This window comes from Prochlorococcus marinus str. MIT 0918 (genome assembly GCF_027359415.1).
In the GTDB taxonomy this organism is placed as follows: Bacteria; Cyanobacteriota; Cyanobacteriia; order PCC-6307; family Cyanobiaceae; genus Prochlorococcus_E; species Prochlorococcus_E marinus_C.
In genome coordinates this window covers 975,609-994,534 of sequence record NZ_CP114780.1, presented here as the reverse complement: position 1 = coordinate 994,534, position 18,926 = coordinate 975,609, and the positions used below count along the sequence as shown (strand labels likewise).

General features: G+C 38.0%; 19 protein-coding genes. 13 read left to right on the top strand and 6 right to left on the bottom strand.

Translation table 11 applies throughout. From position 1 onward, the window contains the following. The first annotated feature begins 36 nt into the window (after positions 1-36). From O5636_RS05540 to O5636_RS05490, 11 genes are all read left to right on the top strand, one after another. Complete coding sequence (locus O5636_RS05540; RefSeq protein ID WP_269621828.1) at positions 37-1,941, top strand: DNA-directed RNA polymerase subunit gamma; 1,905 nt, start codon at positions 37-39, stop codon at positions 1,939-1,941. Between the two features lie 44 nt (positions 1,942-1,985). After that, positions 1,986-6,092 (top strand): DNA-directed RNA polymerase subunit beta', encoded by a 4,107-nt coding sequence (locus tag O5636_RS05535; RefSeq protein WP_269621827.1) that lies wholly within the window; start codon positions 1,986-1,988, stop codon positions 6,090-6,092. A 40-nt stretch (positions 6,093-6,132) separates the two neighbouring features. Continuing rightward, a complete protein-coding gene (locus tag O5636_RS05530) occupies positions 6,133-6,285 on the top strand; it encodes a high light inducible protein (RefSeq protein ID WP_269621826.1) in 153 nt (50 codons plus the stop codon). Positions 6,286-6,290: 5 nt separating this feature from the next. Beyond that, positions 6,291-7,343, top strand: a complete 1,053-nt coding sequence (gene rlmN / locus O5636_RS05525; RefSeq protein ID WP_420063756.1) for a 23S rRNA (adenine(2503)-C(2))-methyltransferase RlmN — start codon at positions 6,291-6,293, stop codon at positions 7,341-7,343. 50 nt (positions 7,344-7,393) lie between these two features. After that, positions 7,394-9,157 (top strand): sodium:solute symporter family protein, encoded by a 1,764-nt coding sequence (locus O5636_RS05520; protein WP_269621824.1) that lies wholly within the window; start codon positions 7,394-7,396, stop codon positions 9,155-9,157. A gap of 51 nt (positions 9,158-9,208) precedes the next feature. Beyond that, entirely contained in the window at positions 9,209-9,334 is a 126-nt protein-coding gene (locus O5636_RS05515; RefSeq protein WP_269621823.1) for a hypothetical protein, read from the top strand. Between the two features lie 33 nt (positions 9,335-9,367). Beyond that, positions 9,368-10,177 carry a HEAT repeat domain-containing protein gene (locus O5636_RS05510; protein WP_269621822.1) on the top strand — a complete coding sequence of 270 codons (810 nt, stop codon included), beginning with the start codon at positions 9,368-9,370 and terminating at the stop codon, positions 10,175-10,177. A gap of 88 nt (positions 10,178-10,265) precedes the next feature. Beyond that, the gene (locus tag O5636_RS05505) at positions 10,266-10,475 is read left to right on the top strand and encodes a DUF2997 domain-containing protein (protein ID WP_269621821.1); all 210 of its coding nucleotides are present in this window, start codon (positions 10,266-10,268) and stop codon (positions 10,473-10,475) included. After that, on the top strand, positions 10,475-10,867 hold the full coding sequence (locus tag O5636_RS05500; RefSeq protein WP_269621820.1) for a DUF1257 domain-containing protein: 393 nt from the start codon (positions 10,475-10,477) through the stop codon (positions 10,865-10,867). The genes O5636_RS05505 and O5636_RS05500 overlap by 1 nt, the downstream gene beginning before the upstream one ends. Positions 10,868-10,879: 12 nt before the next feature. Then, positions 10,880-11,239 (top strand): ferredoxin, encoded by a 360-nt coding sequence (locus O5636_RS05495; protein ID WP_269621819.1) that lies wholly within the window; start codon positions 10,880-10,882, stop codon positions 11,237-11,239. Between the two features lie 7 nt (positions 11,240-11,246). Further along, the gene (locus O5636_RS05490) at positions 11,247-12,461 is read left to right on the top strand and encodes an aldo/keto reductase (protein ID WP_269621818.1); all 1,215 of its coding nucleotides are present in this window, start codon (positions 11,247-11,249) and stop codon (positions 12,459-12,461) included. Here the strand turns inward: O5636_RS05490 and rsmG are convergent. Then, entirely contained in the window at positions 12,440-13,201 is a 762-nt protein-coding gene (gene rsmG, locus O5636_RS05485; protein ID WP_269621817.1) for a 16S rRNA (guanine(527)-N(7))-methyltransferase RsmG, read from the bottom strand. The genes O5636_RS05490 and rsmG overlap by 22 nt on opposite strands. A gap of 69 nt (positions 13,202-13,270) precedes the next feature. Here rsmG and O5636_RS05480 point away from each other — a divergent pair, with 69 nt between their 5' ends. Both O5636_RS05480 and O5636_RS05475 read left to right on the top strand, forming a co-directional pair. Beyond that, positions 13,271-13,771, top strand: coding sequence for a J domain-containing protein (locus tag O5636_RS05480; RefSeq protein ID WP_269621816.1), 501 nt, complete (start codon positions 13,271-13,273; stop codon positions 13,769-13,771). After that, positions 13,749-14,015, top strand: coding sequence for a DUF3143 domain-containing protein (locus tag O5636_RS05475; RefSeq protein WP_269621815.1), 267 nt, complete (start codon positions 13,749-13,751; stop codon positions 14,013-14,015). Before O5636_RS05480 ends, O5636_RS05475 begins: the two co-directional genes overlap by 23 nt. A 4-nt stretch (positions 14,016-14,019) precedes the next feature. Here the strand turns inward: O5636_RS05475 and bioA are convergent, their stop codons facing one another. The 5 genes from bioA to O5636_RS05450 all read right to left on the bottom strand — a co-directional run bounded on the left by bioA (position 14,020) and on the right by O5636_RS05450 (position 18,771). Beyond that, the gene (gene bioA, locus O5636_RS05470; protein WP_269621814.1) at positions 14,020-15,330 is read right to left on the bottom strand and encodes an adenosylmethionine--8-amino-7-oxononanoate transaminase; all 1,311 of its coding nucleotides are present in this window, start codon (positions 15,328-15,330) and stop codon (positions 14,020-14,022) included. Between the two features lie 168 nt (positions 15,331-15,498). Further along, positions 15,499-16,164 (bottom strand): dethiobiotin synthase, encoded by a 666-nt coding sequence (gene bioD, locus O5636_RS05465; RefSeq protein WP_269621813.1) that lies wholly within the window; start codon positions 16,162-16,164, stop codon positions 15,499-15,501. Continuing rightward, entirely contained in the window at positions 16,161-16,916 is a 756-nt protein-coding gene (locus tag O5636_RS05460) for a methyltransferase (protein WP_269621812.1), read from the bottom strand. The genes bioD and O5636_RS05460 overlap by 4 nt, the downstream gene beginning before the upstream one ends. Next, positions 16,916-17,629 carry an alpha/beta hydrolase gene (locus O5636_RS05455; protein WP_269621811.1) on the bottom strand — a complete coding sequence of 238 codons (714 nt, stop codon included), beginning with the start codon at positions 17,627-17,629 and terminating at the stop codon, positions 16,916-16,918. The genes O5636_RS05460 and O5636_RS05455 overlap by 1 nt, the downstream gene beginning before the upstream one ends. Then, positions 17,626-18,771 (bottom strand): aminotransferase class I/II-fold pyridoxal phosphate-dependent enzyme, encoded by a 1,146-nt coding sequence (locus tag O5636_RS05450; RefSeq protein WP_269621810.1) that lies wholly within the window; start codon positions 18,769-18,771, stop codon positions 17,626-17,628. Before O5636_RS05450 ends, O5636_RS05455 begins: the two co-directional genes overlap by 4 nt. Positions 18,772-18,926: the final 155 nt, after the last annotated feature.

The following is an 18,926-nucleotide window of genomic DNA, read 5'->3' as shown; positions in this document are numbered from 1 at the left end:
GTTTTTAGCATTTTTAATTAACACTATTTTCTTGTCATGACTAACAGCAATTTAAGAACTGAGAATCATTTTGATTACGTCAAAATCACCTTGGCTTCTCCTGAAAGAGTAATGTCATGGGGACAACGTACACTCCCTAATGGTCAAGTAGTTGGTGAAGTTACTAAGCCAGAAACTATTAATTACAGAACTTTAAAGCCAGAAATGGATGGCCTTTTCTGTGAAAAGATCTTTGGACCTTCAAAAGATTGGGAGTGCCACTGTGGAAAATATAAGAGAGTTCGTCATAGGGGAATTGTTTGTGAGCGTTGTGGCGTCGAAGTTACAGAGAGCAGAGTGCGTCGACATCGCATGGGATTTATTAATTTAGCTGCACCAGTTTCTCATGTTTGGTATTTAAAGGGGATTCCTAGTTATGTAGCAATATTGCTTGATATGCCATTGAGAGATGTAGAGCAAATAGTTTATTTCAACTGTTATGTAGTCTTAGATGTTGGAGATCATAAAGACCTTAAATATAAACAACTTCTTACAGAAGACGAGTGGCTTGAAATTGAAGATGAAATTTATGCAGAAGATTCCACGATTGAAAATGAACCTGTTGTTGGAATAGGTGCAGAAGCTTTAAAACAACTTTTAGAAGATTTAGATTTAAAAGAAATTGCTGAAGAACTAAGAGTGGAAATTAGTTCTAGCAAAGGACAGAAGCGTGCAAAACTTATTAAAAGACTACGAGTAATTGATAACTTTATTGCAACTAATGCTAGGCCTGAATGGATGGTTTTAGATGCAATACCTGTAATTCCGCCTGATCTTCGACCTATGGTCCAGTTAGATGGCGGAAGATTTGCTACTTCTGATTTAAATGACCTATATAGAAGGGTTATAAATAGAAATAACCGTTTAGCACGACTTCAAGAAATATTAGCTCCTGAAATTATAGTTCGTAATGAAAAAAGAATGCTTCAGGAAGCAGTTGATGCCCTCATAGATAATGGGAGACGAGGTAGAACTGTAGTTGGGGCAAACAACCGGGCTTTAAAATCATTAAGTGACATTATCGAAGGGAAGCAAGGAAGATTTCGTCAGAATTTGCTAGGTAAACGTGTTGATTATTCTGGACGGTCCGTAATAGTAGTCGGTCCAAAATTAAAAATGCATCAATGTGGTTTACCTAAGGAAATGGCAATAGAACTTTTTCAGCCTTTTGTAATTCATAGATTAATTCGTCAAAACATAGTAAATAATATTAAAGCTGCTAAAAAGTTGATTCAGAGAGCTGATGATGAAGTTATGCAAGTTTTACAAGAGGTCATAGAAGGCCATCCAATTTTGTTAAATAGAGCTCCTACTTTGCACCGTCTTGGCATTCAAGCTTTTGAACCAAAACTTGTTACTGGTCGAGCAATTCAATTACATCCTTTAGTTTGTCCAGCATTTAATGCGGATTTTGATGGGGATCAAATGGCTGTTCATGTTCCTTTAGCTATTGAAGCTCAAACAGAAGCTCGAATGTTAATGCTTGCGAGTAACAATATTCTTTCTCCAGCAACAGGCGAGCCAATTGTTACACCATCTCAAGATATGGTTTTGGGTTCTTATTACTTAACAGCTCTTCAGCCAGGGGCTGCCAAACCTGATTTTGGCGACCAATCAAAAACTTTTGCTGGCCTTGAAGATGTTATTAAAGCTTTTGAAGATAAAAGAATCAATTTACATGATTGGTTATGGGTTCGATTTAATGGTCAAGTTGAGAATAATGATGAGCTTGATGCTCCTTTAGATATAAAGACGCTTGAAGATGGTACTAAAATTGAACAATGGAATTTCCGCAGAGATCGCTTGGATGAAGATGGCGCGTTAATTAGTCGCTATATCCTTACAACTGTCGGCCGTGTGGTTATGAATCACACTATTATTGATGCTGTCACTTCAGCCTGAACCTTTATTTCATTACTTTCCCCCATTCTGATTAGGCTTTATCAATGACTTCCACTTCTCCAAAATCTCGCAAATCATCAGGCAAAGGTAGAAAAGGCTCTAGAAAGAAAGCCGCCAAAAAATTAAACTTAATTGAGCCTCTGTCAAAGACACCTCCATCGTTTAGAAATTGTGTAGTAGATAAAAAAAGTCTTAAAGAATTAGTTGCTTGGGCATATAAGAATCATGGTACTGCAGCTACTTCAGTGATGGCTGATAATTTAAAAGATTTGGGGTTTAAATATGCTACTCAAGCAGCAGTTTCGATTTCTGTAGATGACTTAAAAGTTCCAGAAGCCAAACAAGATTTATTGGGACAAGCTGAAGAACAAATTACGGCTACTGAAGAATGTTACCGACTTGGGGAAATTACAGAAGTTGAGCGTCATACGAAAGTCATAGATACATGGACGGAAACCAATGAGCGCTTAGTGGATGCAGTTAAAAAGAATTTTAATCAGAATGATCCACTCAACTCTGTATGGATGATGGCTAATTCTGGGGCGCGAGGGAATATGTCTCAGGTTCGTCAATTAGTAGGAATGAGAGGTTTAATGGCTAACCCTCAAGGTGAGATTATTGACCTGCCTATTCGAACCAATTTCCGAGAAGGACTTACAGTTACTGAATATGTAATTTCATCTTATGGTGCACGTAAAGGTTTGGTTGATACTGCCTTGAGAACTGCAGACTCTGGCTATTTAACCCGTCGCTTAGTTGATGTAGCTCAGGATGTAATCGTTAGAGAAGAAGATTGTGGCACTACTAGGTCAATATCAGTTAAAGCTGAAGATGGTCGTTTTGGGAATCGACTTGTTGGACGTTTGGTGGCTCAAGATATTCTTGATTCTGAGGAAAATATAATCGCTAAGAAAGATACAGCAATTGACCCAGAGTTAACTAAGAAAATTGAATTGGCGAAAATTCATGACGTAAGAGTTAGATCACCTCTAACCTGTGAGGCGACTCGCTCAGTATGTCGTAAGTGTTATGGATGGGCCCTAGCTCATAATCATTTGGTTGACTTAGGAGAAGCAGTTGGGATTATTGCTGCTCAATCAATTGGCGAACCAGGTACGCAGCTGACAATGAGAACTTTCCATACGGGTGGAGTTTCTACTGCAGAAACAGGAGTTGTTCGTTCTAATATTAAAGGGAAAGTAGAGTATGGAGCTAAAGCACGTGTACGTGGTTATAGAACTCCGCATGGTGTAGAAGCTCGTCAGTCAGAAGTCGATTTTGTTTTAACTATTAAACCTGAAGGTTCTGGGAAAGCCCAGAAAATAGAGATTTCTACTGGTTCTTTGATTTTTGTAGATGATGGGCAGGAAATTGCCTCTGATGTAACTGTTGCTCAAATAGCTGCAGGCGCAGTTAAAAAGAGTGTTGAAAAAGCTACTAAGGATGTTATTTGTGATTTGGCTGGTCAAGTACGTTATGAAACAGCTATTCAGCCTAAAGAAGTTACAGATAGGCAAGGTAATATCACTCTTAAAGCACAGCGGTTAGGGAGACTTTGGGTTTTTGCTGGAGATGTTTATAATCTTCCACCTAATGCACAACCAGTTGTCACAACTAATTCACAAGTAAAAGAAGGTCAAGTTTTAGCTGAAGCAAGTCAAGCTAGTGAGTTCGGTGGTGAGGTTCGTCTTCGTGATTCCATCGGTGACTCTAGAGAGGTTCAAATAGTTACTACCTCAATGACTTTGAAAGATTTTAAATTGCTTGAAGAGTCAACTCATTCTGGAGAAATTTGGAATTTGGAAGCCAAAGATGGCACTCAATATAGGCTAAATTCGATTCCGGGAAGTAAGATTGGTAATGGTGAGATAATTGCTGAACTATCTGACGATAGATTTAGGACAAAAACAGGTGGGTTAGTTAAATATGCCCCTGGACTTGCTATTAAGAAGGCAAGATCAGCTAAAAATGGTTTTGAAGTCAGTAATGGTGGAACTTTGCTATGGGTTCCTCAAGAAACTCATGAAATTAATAAAGATATCTCTTTGTTAATGATTAAAGATAGGCAGTGGATAGAAGCTGGTACTGAAGTAGTTAAGGATATCTTTAGTCAAACAGCCGGTATAGTTACAGTTACACAAAAGAACGACATCCTTAGAGAAATTATTGTTAGAAGCGGAGAATTTCATCTTTGTAAGGACTCTAAAGCTTTAGAAAGATTTGATTTTGAAGGACAGATGGTAAACCCAGGTGAAACCATTGCAAAAGGATTAAAGGCCGAATCTATGGTGTATGTTCAGACTGTAGACACTCCGGAAGGGAAGGGGCTTTTATTCAGACCTGTTGAAGAATATACAATTCCTGACGAGGCACAATTGCCTGAATTAAATCATGTTAAGCAATTAAAAGGACCTTCTCTAGGCTTAAAAGCTACACAAAGACTCGGGTTTAAAGATGGTGAGTTAATTAAATCTGTAGAAGGAGTTGAATTACTTAAAACACAGTTGATTCTTGAGACATTTGAAACAACACCTCAAATGACTGTAGATGTAGAAGCAGTCTTAGATAAAGCATCTAAGACAATTCAAAGACTTCGATTAATAATATTAGAAAGTATTCTTGTTCGACGAGATACAATGTCTGATTCTAGTCATGGATCTACTCATACAGAACTCCAAATCCAAAATGAGCAGATTGTAACAGCTGGAGAAATTGTTTCTACAACTCAGATACTTTGTAAAGAAAAAGGAATTGTTCAATTACCTGATCTGGTAGACGATGAGCCTATAAGAAGATTAATTGTTGAAAGGGCAGAAGATACACTGACGGTTGCTTGTGATGGCACGCCACTTGTAAAAACCGGAGAAAGAGTTATAGATGGTGATATGTTATCTAAAGAAAACCCTGCCACCTGTTGTGGAGAAGTTGAAGCGGTTAATGCTAATAAAATTACTTTGCGATTAGGCAGGCCTTATATGGTTTCCCCAGATTCTGTATTGCATGTCAGAGATGGAGATTTAGTACAAAGAGGAGATGGATTGGCTTTATTGGTATTTGAAAGGCAGAAGACGGGTGATATTGTCCAAGGACTTCCAAGAATTGAAGAATTATTAGAGGCAAGAAGACCAAGAGATTCAGCTACCTTATGCAAGAAGAGAGGAGTCGTAGAGATAGTTCAAGGAGATGACGATGATTCAGTTGTCGTAAAAGTAATTGAGAGTGAAGATTCTTGTGAAGAATATCCAGTTCTTGTTGGTAAAAATGTCATGGTTAGTGATGCACAACAAGTTAGTGCAGGAGAATTATTAACAGATGGACCAGTAAACCCTCATGAGTTATTGGAATGTTTCTTTGGAGATTCACGGGATCACAAGCCCTTAATGGAGGCTGCTCAGGAATCAATCGCAAAACTCCAGCATCGTTTAGTGACCGAGGTACAGAATGTTTATAAATCGCAGGGTGTTTCTATTGATGATAAGCATATTGAAGTTATTGTGAGACAAATGACTAGTAAAGTTCGTATTGAAGATGCTGGTGATACCACTCTTCTGCCTGGTGAATTGATTGAGATTAGACAGGTTGAGGATACTAATCAGGCTATTTCAATTACAGGTGGTGCTCCAGCAGAGTTCACTCCTGTTTTACTGGGAATTACAAAGGCATCTTTGAATACAGATAGCTTTATTTCGGCAGCTTCATTCCAAGAAACAACTAGAGTTCTTACTGAAGCAGCAATAGAAGGCAAGTCTGACTGGTTAAGAGGTTTAAAGGAGAATGTCATCATTGGACGATTGATTCCTGCTGGCACAGGATTTAGTGGCTTTGTAGAGGAATTACGTGCTGAAGCAGGTCCACACCCAGACATTTTGGCTGAAGATCCTGCAGGATATCGACGTATTCAAAATCTCAGACCTGACTATACCGTTGAGATGCCGGCCTCTCCAGCAGCAGCAAATTTAACTGCTGTTTTAGACGATCCAAGTGATGAAGATCTTGAAGCTACTAGAAGTCGGCATGGTATTGATGCTTCAACAAGTAATTTCGCAGCTTTTGCGCGACCAACTGGAGATGATCAAACCAAAGAAGATCAGATGCCTGACCCTGCGGCATTAGAAGGTCTTCAAGAAGAAGGGTTGCTCGCTGATGAGTAATCTTATAGTCTTAATTGCCCTTGCCCACTGAGGAAATTCTATGCTTGAACCAAAGATTAGTCCAAAAAGGAATTTACCTAGGTATGGATTTCATAATCATATAGAGAATTTAAATGGCCGATGGGCAATGCTTGGTTTCATTGCATTGCTAATTTTGGAATTTAAATTAGGACATGGTGTCCTTGTTAGATAATTTTTTTGATATTGGAAAGTAAAAAGCTTTCGTTGCTTGGCTTAAACCTTAGCCAATTAGAGCAATTGGCTATAAACAATGGGCAATCTTCTTTTAGAGGGCGTCAGATTTATCAGTGGTTATATAAGAGAGGTGTTAGAAATCTTGAAGATATCACTGTTTTACCTAAGAGTTGGAAAAACTCCTTAATTGAAAAAGGATTCAGAATCGGATCTCTTAAAGAAATTCAGCGTTTGTTAGCTGATGATCAAACTGTGAAATTATTACTACAAACAGAAGATGATCAAATCATTGAGACAGTTGGAATCCCTACAAAAAATCGTTTAACTATTTGCGTCTCCAGTCAAATTGGTTGCCCCATGAGTTGTCGATTTTGTGCCACAGGGAAAGGTGGCTTTGAACGTTCTTTATATATTAATGAAATTGTTGATCAGTTTTTTGCAATAAAACAAATCTTTGATAGAGCTCCTTCTCATGTTGTTTTCATGGGTATGGGGGAACCTCTTTTAAATATTGATGCTGTCCTTAATTCTATTCGTTGTTTGAATCAGGATATAGGGATTGGACAACGTCGAATTACAGTTAGTACTGTTGGAGTTGCTAATACTTTACCTCGGCTTGCAGAGTTGGCTCGGCATTATTTAGGCACTGTTCAATTCACATTAGCATTAAGCTTACATGCTCCAAATCAAGAATTGCGTCAAGCATTGATACCATCAGCAAATAACTACCCTATAGCGGCATTATTAGAAGATTGTAGACACTATTTAGAAATAACAGGGAGACGAGTTAGTTTTGAATACATACTTTTAGGACATTTGAATGATCATATTGAACATGCAGAAGAGTTGGCAGTGTTATTAAGTGGGTTACAGAGCCATGTTAATTTAATTGCCTATAATCCAATTCATGGGGAAAAATTTGAGAGACCTAGTTCCAATAGGATAAGAAAATTTATGAGTCGATTACAAGAACGAGGAATTGCGGTGAGTCTACGTACAAGCAGAGGCTTAGATAAAAATGCAGCATGTGGACAACTTAGAAGTATGCATGAGTAATTAAGGCTGAAAGACGTTTAAATTGAAGTATTAGTCTTTATTAATTAAAAATGACATTAATAGATTGGATGATTCTCAGTATTTATTTAATTCTTTCAGTGAGTGTTGGTGTTGCTTTGTCACGGAGAAATCAAAATGAAGCAGATTATTTTGTTGCTGGCAGAAGTTTAACGGGATGGCTGGCTGGAGCTTCAATGGCAGCAACAACCTTTTCAATAGATACACCTCTATATGTAGCAGGTTTGATTGGGACAAGAGGACTCGCTGGGAATTGGGAGTGGTGGAGTTTTGGTTTAGCACATGTTGCTATGACAGTAATCTTTGCACCTATGTGGCGGCGGAGTGGGGTTTTGACTGATGCTGCGTTTACAGAATTGCGATATGGCGGTGTTGCCGCTGCATGGTTAAGAGGAACAAAGGCATTTTTATTGGCAGTACCTATTAATTGTATTGGGATTGGATATGCATTTTTAGCGATGAGAAAGGTTGCAGAAGCTTTGGGGATGGTTGATGGTCATTATTTGATTGGATTTGTAACTGATACTCTACTGCTCCTTATTGCAGTTGGTTTATTCATGCTTGTATATACAGCTATAGGTGGACTATGGGCTGTCGTACTCAATGATTGTGTTCAGTTACTGTTGGCTTTAATTGGTGCGTGTACGCTTGCATTTGCTGTGGTGCATGCATCTGGCGGTATGTCAGCCATGTTGTCTCAAATACAAGAGTTAGAGAGACCTGAATTGCTCTCAGTTTTCCCATGGACTTGGGATGAAAATGGTTTTCAATGGATAGGTCAGGCTGGGATTAGTATTGCAACGTTTACAGCATTCCTTTCTCTTCAATGGTGGAGTTTCCGTAGAAGTGATGGGGGTGGAGAGTTTATACAGAGATTGCTTGCAACTAAGAATGAAAACCAATCCGAATTGGCAGGGTGGGTTTTCCTTGTTGTGAATTATCTTTTACGTAGTTGGTTATGGATTGTTGTTGGACTTGCTGCGCTTGTTTTGCTCCCAAATCAGCAGGACTGGGAGTTGAGTTACCCTACTCTTGCAGTTCAATACCTTCCCCCAGTAGTACTTGGAATTGTAGTTGTCTCATTGGTGGCGGCATTCATGAGTACCGTGAGCACTTCTTTAAATTGGGGAGCCAGTTACCTCACACACGATCTGTATAAAAGATTCTTGCGCCCTAAAGCGAGTAATAAAGAGTTGATTTTTGTTGGACAAATAACTTGTGTCATTCTTTTGATAATTGGAATTATCACTGCTTTAATAAGTGACAGTATTGGCTCAATATTTCGTCTTGTAATTGCAATAGGCACTGGCCCTGGAGTTGTTCTTGTTTTGCGATGGTTTTGGTGGCGTGTGAATGCGATAGCGGAATTAACTGCAATGATATGTGGGTTTTTCATTGGATTTGTAACCTCAGTAGTTCCGCTTCTGAGAGTGGAAGATTATGGGCTTAAACTTCTGATTACAACATTGTTAACTGCAATTATTTGGTTAGTTGCTTTGCGATTAAGTCCTCCAGAATCTGATGAAGTATTGGAAAAATTTGTTCGTTTGGTAAGACCACCTGGACCAGGATGGGAGCGTTTAAGAAAGCGCTTTGGAATTATTCCAGTTGATTCTTTGCAGAGTTTACTAATTCGTTTTGTCTTGAGTGTTGGAATTTTGTATGGGTTTCTTTTTGCCTGTGGAGGTTTTTTGCTTCATCAAGAACGAGGAGGTTGGATAGGGTTGGTTTGTGGAGTTTGTTGTATTTATGCAATAAGAGGGAACTTTGTAAAAAGAGCGTTTTCATTGCATTAAGGTTTAATTTTCTAGAATTTCAACCACAATGAATCAAAAGGATTAATTCTCTTGAGTTTTTTACGCACAACTATTTTCCCTTTACTCATAGTTCTCCTCTTTGGGATTGCTTTGTTAGCTGTAACTGCTCGCATTTGGCTTCCAGGGGACATGATGGCTCCTGCGCCAATTGGTTGAATGAGAGTTGCTCCCTGTGGTTAATATCTATATATGAAAGAAGAAAGCTTTAATTCAACTGATGAAGGGCTCAAGAGCCTTGCAATTGATCCGAATGTCCTTGCAGAGGAGTTAGCCGCTGAACTACAGGGAGATCCCCTAGATGAAATTGATATTGAAAGATTTGATGCAGATAAAACAAAAATTTTAAATGAATGCCAATTAGGGTTGTCTTGGCTTCAGAAAGGTCATGAAGAACGCTTGCAGGGCCTTAGAGTTTTTTGTGAGCATAGATATCCCAGAGCATTGGACCTCTTAATACCCTTATTATCTGAGCCTTGCCCTGTAGAAAGAATGAGTGCTGTTTATGCTTTAGGTAGAAATCCTTCTCTCTTGGCAGTTGAAAAACTTCTGCAACTGTTAAAGACAGATAGTAATGCTTATGTAAGGAAAGCAGCCGCTTGGAGCTTAGGTAATTATTCCGATTCGCCTGTAATGAATCCACTGATTAAGGCTTTGCATAATGATGTAGCAGCTGTCAGATTATGGGCCGCTAGCTCCCTTGCTGAAGTTGGTTCTAGTTCTATTGAAAAGGCTGAAAGGGTTGTTGCTGAGCTACTGATTAGTTTGCGAATTGATCAAGAGCCATTAGTTCGTAGTAATTGTATTTGGTCACTGGGTCGTTTATATGATCTTTTACCCGAGCCTTTCAAATTGGAATTAAATGAGGGGTTTTTCCTTGTTTTATTAAATGATTTAGAACCATCAGTGCGTTATGAAGCTCGCACAGTTGTGGAGCAAATTCAACATCCAGATGTTGTTCTGAGATTAAAAAAACTTGTAGAAGATGGAATTTTGCCTTGATTGAGCAATTCCGAATGTGTCTATGTATCAATTGAAGTTACTATTTTGCCTGGTTTTATATATCATTTATTTCATTTAACTCCCTCAGATGCCTCAACGCGTATTGAGATTTAAGATTCGTCAAGACGGTGTCGTTGAGGAAACTGTCGAGGGAATTGTTGGTCAAGCTTGTTATCAGCTGACTGAAAAGCTCGAATCTGCCCTAGGCAATGTTGAGCAGACAGAATTGACTTCTGAGGCCTATATATGCCCAGAAGAGCAATCACAGTTCATTCAAGAACAAATTAAACTCCACTAATGTCCCATTTCTCCACTGTCAAAACACAATTGCGAAAGAAAGAACCATTGATGCAGGCTTTGGTTCACCTTGGTTATGTTCCTCAAGAAGGAAAGAATACAGTCAGAGGATTTCGTGGGCAAACAGTTAAGGCAGAATTGGCTGTAAAGATGCCTGAAGGAGGGGATATAGGTTTTAGATGGAATGAAAACCAAAAAGCTTATGAATTGGTAACTGATCTAGACTTATGGAAACAACAAATTCCATTTGATCGTTTCTTATCAAAACTAACTCAGCAATATGCTTTAAGTACTGTCCTTGCTGCTACTGCAGAAGAAGGTTTTGAAGTTGCAGAGAGAAAAAATAATATTGACGGTTCTATTGAATTAGTTGTAACACGTTGGGATTCTTGATTGATTAGTTTTTTGGAGAATGATCCCTCAGTAGCTTTTCAGGCAAAAGCTCAAGCTCAAAATAAACGTAATGGTAAAGAACCAGTTCTTGGGGGAGAACTTCGATCAAAGGCAGTATGGGTTGATGAATCTTTATGTATTGGTTGCACTTATTGCAGTTGTGTTGCCACTAATACATTTTCAATGGAGCCAATTAATGGCAGAGCAAGAGCAATTAGGCAGGATGGAGATAGTTCGAATTTAATTCAAGAGGCTATTGATACTTGCCCAGTTAATTGTATTGATTGGGTTAGGTTTGAAGATTTAGATGATTTACGTTTACAGCTGGAAAAAAAGTCGATCAGACCACTTGGCTTGCCACCATTGAGGTGAAAGCAATATGCAGCCATCTATACAAACGCTCCCTACTCGGCGTTTTGGACGTACTGAAATTCATGTCCCTGTTTTATCGCTAGGAGGGATGCGATTTCAGCATAGTTGGAAAGACTTAGAGGGCGATAAAGTCTCAATAGAAAACCAGAGAAATATTGAAAATATTCTTAAATTTGCTGCGCAAAATGGATTTGATCATATTGAGACAGCTAGACATTATGGCACTTCTGAAATGCAACTTGGTTGGGGTATGAAGAAAGTGCCTCAAGTCAATAGAATAATTCAAACAAAAATACCACCTTCAAGGGATCCGAACCATTTTGAGAAAGAGCTTGAAACTAGCTTCTCAAAATTACAATCTTCCAAAATTGATCTTCTTTCTATACATGGTTTAAACCTTCCAGAGCATTTAGAGCAGACTTTAAAGCCAGATGGGTGTTTATCTGTTTTACGCAGGTGGCAAAATAATGGTCTTATTGGCCATATTGGGTTTTCAACCCATGGCCCTACTGAATTAATTGTTCAAGCTATTGAGACAGGTGAATTTGATTATGTAAACCTTCATTGGTATTTTATTTTTCAGGATAATGAACCTGCTTTAACGGCTGCTTCTAAATTTGATTTAGGAGTTTTTATTATAAGTCCTACTGACAAGGGAGGGCATTTGCATACTCCTTCAGAAAAACTTTTGGAGTTATGTGCACCACTTCATCCCATTGTCTTTAATGATTTATTTTGTTTAAGTGATCCAAGAGTTCACACAATTAGTGTTGGTGCATCAAAGGTTGAAGATTTTTGCTTACATCTAGATTCAATTAGCTTATTAGATAAGTCTCATTTTATATTGCCAAATATATATAAACGTCTTATGTCCACCGCCAATGAAGAATTAGGTAAAGAATGGATGACTACTTGGAAGCATGGCCTCCCATCTTGGGAGCATATTCCTGGAGACATAAATGTTCGAACTCTAATGTGGCTTTATATATTGTATAAGTGTTGGGGAATGGAAGGTTATGTCAAATCTCGATATGGTTTGCTAGGGAATGGGAGTCATTGGTTTCCGGGGTCTAATGCTGATGATTTAGATTCTCAAGTTAGTGAGGATGAGCTGAGAAGCGTTTTAAAAGCTAGTCCTTGGGTTGATGAAATTATTTTAAGGCTTAGGGAATTGAGAGAAAAATTTAAGGGAGAAATCTCTCAGAGGTTGGTAGTCGATTGATTATTTAAAGGTTGTTTAAGAGGAATGCCTATAGACCTGGGAAATTTTTTTGGACATTCATGTGTTGAGCCAAGCCGTATTGAATGCCTTTTACCTTGATGCTCAGGTAACAAAAAATATTCACTTGACAAAATCTTTCCTTTTAGAATTGCAAGTGCTTCTATCAATTCTTTTTTTTCAGACTCTTGCCATTGTCCTTTATATAGAATTGCTTGACCTGATGGCTTTAGAAGTGGAATTAAATACTCTGCCAATACAGCCCCTTGAGCCACAGCTCTTGCGATAGCAAGATCAAAGTTGCCTCTAAACTGAGAACTTTGACCTGTTACTTCTATCCTTTCTGTACGAATGCTCACTCTAGATTTCAGGCCAAGATCTTTTGTAATTTCCTTTACAGCATGTGTTTTTTTATAAATTGAATCTACTAATGTGATTGATGAGTTAGGAAGTGCAATAGCTATAGCAAGACCTGGTAGCCCACACCCTGTACCAACATCAATTATTTGTAGCTGTTTATCGTGATTTTTAAGCTCATTTTTTATAGGCCAAAGACTGTCTATTATTTGTGAAATCCAAAAATCATTATCTTCAATGAGCCTCGTTAAATTTATATTCTTGTTCCATTCTCTTAGGAGATTCTGCAGCTTGGTAAATTGTTCAAATTGTTGTTTTGTAGGATGCCAGTCAAGACAATTCCAGATGTTATGAGTTGGTGTCCAAAACTTGGGTGAAATGGTCATGTAGAAGCAATTTTTGTGAAATTAGCTTGTATAATTTTCTGAACCTTTTGATTTGTGAGATTTGATAGTTTGACTGTACCTAACACTTATTATGAATTATTGGGAGTTTCTCATAACTCTGATTTACAGACTCTTAAAAAAGCGTTTCATCGTTTAAGTAAGTCTTTGCATCCAGATACTACTGTTTTGCCTGTTGATGAAGCTGCAAAGAAATTTTATATCCTGTGTGAGGCATATGAATTGTTATCCGACCCTATTAGAAGAAAGGCTTATGATAAAACTTTGAGAATGGACCGTTTGAGCGATGATAGTCCTTCTAAAGATATAGCTGTAGATATTTCAAGGGAAAGTGTTACAAGCATTGGACATAGAAGGCCATTGTCAGGAGGAGAATTATTTTCGTTGTTACTTCTAGGTATTGCGATTAGTATTAGTTTGTTGTTGGGTATTGGATTTGCGTTCTTAGATGGTAAACAATTGCAAGTAAGTCCAAGTTGGCTTAATTCTACTAATACTTTGATTCAACCTTCTTCCCCAACAATTCAAGATGTCGATTTTGCCTCCCGCTAAAACACCTTTGAATCAACATTCATTAGGAGCGCTTGAATTCTGGCTACGTAGTTTGGGTGCTGAAAGAACAAGTGAGAATCCTTGTCTTTGGAAGTGGATAATGCCTCAAGGGGCTGCTGAGATAATGATTAAACAAGATGAACTAATGATTAATTGGGTGGAGGGTGAGACAAAAAGTCAGTTTAGTTTTCCCTATGGATTATCACGTCAAGATGTTGAAGCAGCCTTACAACATGGCCCTTAAATATTTAGAAACAGTCAAGACTTTTTTTGATAACATGATAACAATGTTCTAATTGAGAATCTTCAATACAAAGAGGAGGTAAAAGATAAATTACATTCCCTAATGGCCTGATGAATACATTATGTTGTAATGCATAGGCTTTGATGTTTTTACCGGCTACATTTAGGTAGCCATTACTCTCATCTGTCTTCAATTCAAAGGCTGCGATTGTACCGGTTAGTCTGACTTTTGTTACCTTTGGATGCTTTGAAATATCTTTTAAGAAGGGTAGATGTCGATGTTCAAAATTGAGGTAAGAATTTGGGTTGGCTTCTAGAAGGTCTAGGCTTGCATTTGCAGCGGCACAACCAAGAGGATTAGCTGTAAAACTGTGACCATGCCAAAAAGTTTTTTTGGGATCATCTCCCAAAAAGTTTTCAAATATTTTTTTACTTGCCATTGTTACACCCATGGGGAGGAACCCTCCTGTTAGTCCTTTTGAAAAAGCCATAATATCGGGGAAAATCTCTGCACGCTGAGAAGCAAATAAAGACCCACTCCTTCCAAACCCAACCATCACCTCATCAGCGATAAGCAGTGCATTTGATTGACGAACAACTTGCTGAACTTTTTGCAAAAATTCAGGCCTCACCATTTTCATGCCTCCAGCGCCTTGAATTAGTGGTTCGATGATAACTGCAGCAGTTGGTACCTCCAGAAGGGTTTCTAGATGGTCAAGTGCCTTTTTTTCTCTGTTTTCAACCTCATAGTCGCCCCACCATGTTGATGGCCAAGGAACTCTACATACTGGGAAAAGAAGTTTGTTAAATGGCTCATTAAATAGGTTGCGTTCTCCAACTGCCATGGCTCCAAATGTGTCGCCATGGTATGCTCCTTCGAATGCAATAATTTGATGCCGAGATTCTCCCTGGTTATGCCACCATTGAATAGCAAGCTTTAAAGCTACTTCTACTGCAGTTGATCCATTATCAGAAAAGAATACTCTTTGTAGTCCACTAGCCTGACTTAGTCTTTCTGCAAGAAGCTTTGCTTGAGGATGAGTGAAATCAGCGAAGATTATTTGTTCGAGTGTCTGTGCTTGCTCATAGATGGCCTTTGCGATATATGGATCTGAATGTCCATGTAAAGTAACCCACCAACTACTGATAGCATCAATTAAGGTTGTACCATCTTCTTTGAAAAGAAGAGCCCCTTTAGCATGTCTGATTGTTTGAGGTGCTATTGCTGAAGTGATTTGAGTGAATGGGGGCCAGAGATTGTCGTGCCACTTCCCTGTATATGAGGCATCCATTTGTGTGTTGTTTTGCTTGATCATTTGCTAAAAGAATAATGCCATTAATGGGTTAGCTTGCACGAGAACTAATAGAGTATTCACTATGCCTTTGTTTCTGTACCATAATTTGTTTAAAATCACTAAATTATTTTTATGAAAGCTATATTGAAAGTCTAATGAAATGAGACATATATGCTTAAAATTATAGATTTAAAGTTTTGAAAGATTAGAGACAAGAAGTTTTTTAAATGTTTCATCTAGATTTTGGTTGATCCATTGATCGGCAAGCGTTTCTCTACAAAGTTTGGTTAGTATTGGTAACTGAGCAATAACTGGTACTCCTCCCATTTGCTCTAATGTTTTTGGGTTGTCTTTGTGAAGTTCACCATTCAGGATTAGTCCTAAAATTGGGATGTTTCTTTTCTTTAATGCTTCAATGGTTAAAAGTGTGTGATTGAGTGTGCCTAAACCACTTCTTGCAACAAGAATAACTGGGAGCATCCAATTCTTTAATAAATCAATTTGAAGATATTTTCTAGTTAATGGAACCATTACCCCACCAGCCATTTCTATTATCAAAGTTTTTTTTACTGAAGGTAATATAATATTTTTATGTTTAATTATTGTATTCTCTTGTTCTGCTGCCCAATGAGGTGATACTGCCGCCTTAAACCTATATTTTTCAGGGATTAATCTATCTTTTGTAAGATTTAAGAGTGTGCGTACTGTATTTGTATCACCACCATTTTCTAAACCACTTTGAATAGGCTTCCAATACATTGCATCTAAACCTTGCACTAGAAGACTACTGACTACAGTCTTCCCAATATCTGTATCTGTTCCACAAACTATTAGACGAAAACATGGAGATTTCATTTTCTTGCCAAAAGGATTTGTATTGACCAGGATAATTTGAAACAATTACGCTTGCTTGAAAGCGACCATGATGCTTCAAGTTTTCGCCATTCCCTAATTGTAAGCATTTGGTGTGGACTTGCTTGAGCACCAACTTGTACTAAGGGTTTTAATAAGGAAGTGATTCGTGGCTTTTCTTGATAATAAATTTCTACGGTATGAAATTTGATATGTTTTTTTGGAATTGCTTTAAGCAAAGAATTTTGACATGGAAATGTAATAGCAGTGCAAGTCACGTTTGCGCGTTTCGCAGCGTTATGCCACTCAGGGAAACTTCCTTTGACAGGTAATGCTAATGCTAACCAACCCCCTGGAGCTAAAGCGGCGAACCATTCTTTTAATCTTTTTTCTGGATGGTTTAACCAATGTAGTGTAAAACTTGAGGCAAGTAATTTAGGAGGTTCTTTCCATTTTGGTAAACCATCATTGAGATTAAAAAGCTGCGTAGATTTATTATGAGAATGTTGTTGAAGCATGCGTTTTGAACCATCAACTCTTAACACACGTTGATTAGGGTTGTTTTTTTCGATTGCATCTGCAAGTAGACCTGTTCCAGAACCTAAGTCAACCCAGAGTCCTGGTTCTATAATTTGCTTTGAACAATACTTTGCAAGTTTGTCAGAAAAAAATATTTGCAAACTGGCTCCTTGATTGTAGGAATGGGAAGCTCTATCAAAGTTTTTTAAAATAAGTTTTGGCCAATTTGCAGTCATTAATTTGCTTTCAACCAGTTATTTATTCTGTCGACCAAGTCAATACAAAGGATGTTATGTCCTTCATCTTTTATAATCCAATTCAGAGGTGACTGATTAAGGTGGTTTGATAAATCATCTAAAAGTTCAGATCTGGCAACAGAGCTCAATATATGATCGTTGCCTCCATTAATTACTAGCACTCGTCCAGTTTTTGGGAAGGCAGGTGGCAAGCCTTTGGTATTAATTAATAACTCTAAGTCCTGACTTAGCATTTTCCGACCTTTTGGTGAGAGACTATTTTTCAAGAGTTCTGGTAGCCAATAGTTTTCTTTATAGGGTTGATTTGCTTTTTGAATGAATTTTAAAAGCATAGCTCTTTCAGTTGCTTTATTTAAATGTTTTTGCATTCCATTCAGAGCGGTTTTTATTGATCTACTTTCTCTACCTTTAGGGATAAAGCGACTAAAACTATTTAATAAAACAATGTGAGAGGCTTCTTTCAGGACTTTGCTTGATATTAGATGTATTCCTAGTGAGTGGCAAAAAATAACCTTTTTGGTTAGATGATTTTCTTGAGCATTCACCATCCAAAACGGCTCTGAAGGCGTGAGATGGCCATACCCTCTTTCAGAATTTCTCCATTGCCAACCATTTAACTTAAAGTGATCTTCCCAATTTTCCCAAAAGGTACTGTCACCGCACCACCCATGCATAGCAATAATTTGATTCATTGCCTTTGCCCGAGATGAAAAAGTAATTTATTCAAAGTATCTTCACTTAAAGTTCTATTCACTACAATTCTGAGGCGTGCACTTCCTTCTGGGACAGTAGGAGGCCTTATTGCGACGGTTAATAATCCCTTTGATTCTAGTTCAAGTTGCTTATCCAGCGAGGCCTGATCACTTCCAAAAATAATTGGAATTATGGGTCCATTTCCTTCAGGAATTTCCCAGCCCTGTTTGAAAAGTTTTAATCTTAAAGATTTTGATTTCCTTTGAAGATTTGTAATCCAATCTGGATTTTCTTGAATAAGGTTTAATGCTTCTAGCGCAGCTCCTGCTAAAGGAGGTGCAAGGGCTGTGGTGTAACGAAAAGCACCACTTTTTTGGATTAAGTTTTCGCCCAGTAGTTGATTTGTTGCTAGAAAAGCTCCTCCACTACCAAAGGCTTTACCAAAAGTTCCACTTATCATTGTTATTGGAGCTGATATCTCATGAGATAGTCCTTTGCCTTTATTACCGATTACTCCAAGAGCATGAGCTTCATCTACTAAAAGCATAACTTGATATTTTTGACACAAGACCGCCATCTTTTTCAGATTAGGGCTAGTGCCTTCCATGCTGAAGAGACTTTCAGTAATGACTAAAGGAGGTTGACTTTGTTCTTGTTTTAAACAGTTTTGGATTAATCTTTCTAGATCTTCAAGGTTGTTATGGGCAAATCTTTTTAACTTTGCACCACTTGCTTTTACACCTGTTAATAGTGAATTATGAATCAATCTGTCTGTTATTACAGTTGTTTTTCGATTTGCCAAAAGACTTACTGCAGCTAAATTGGCTTGAAATCCACTAGGGAAAAGAAATACTTTTTCAAAGCCCAGCCATTTACTCAACTCTTCTTCTAGTTTTTTATGTATTGGGCGACTGCCTGTTATGAATCGGGATCCTGCAGCACCTACTCCTTCTTCAATCATTGTTCTTCTGGCTGCTTCAATAAGCCTTGGATTTTGACTTAGCCCTAAATAATCATTGCTAGCTAGATCAATCAATGAGAGTCTTTTTTTGTTCTCAAGAGGGCCAATAAGTTCTCCTAGACTGGCCCCTGGAGTCCAGGTCCTCATTTTTCTTAATCTTGAATTAGGGGGATTATTCATGAAACTAGTATCTTTAAGACATTAACGAAGAAAGTTGATTGCTTGATATTTTGCATTGGTCTGCCTTTCTTGAGATGAAATTATTCAATTAGGATATTGAATTGACTTATTAGGATTAAGTTAGATGAGTTGGTGAGGTGAGTAAAACAACTTCT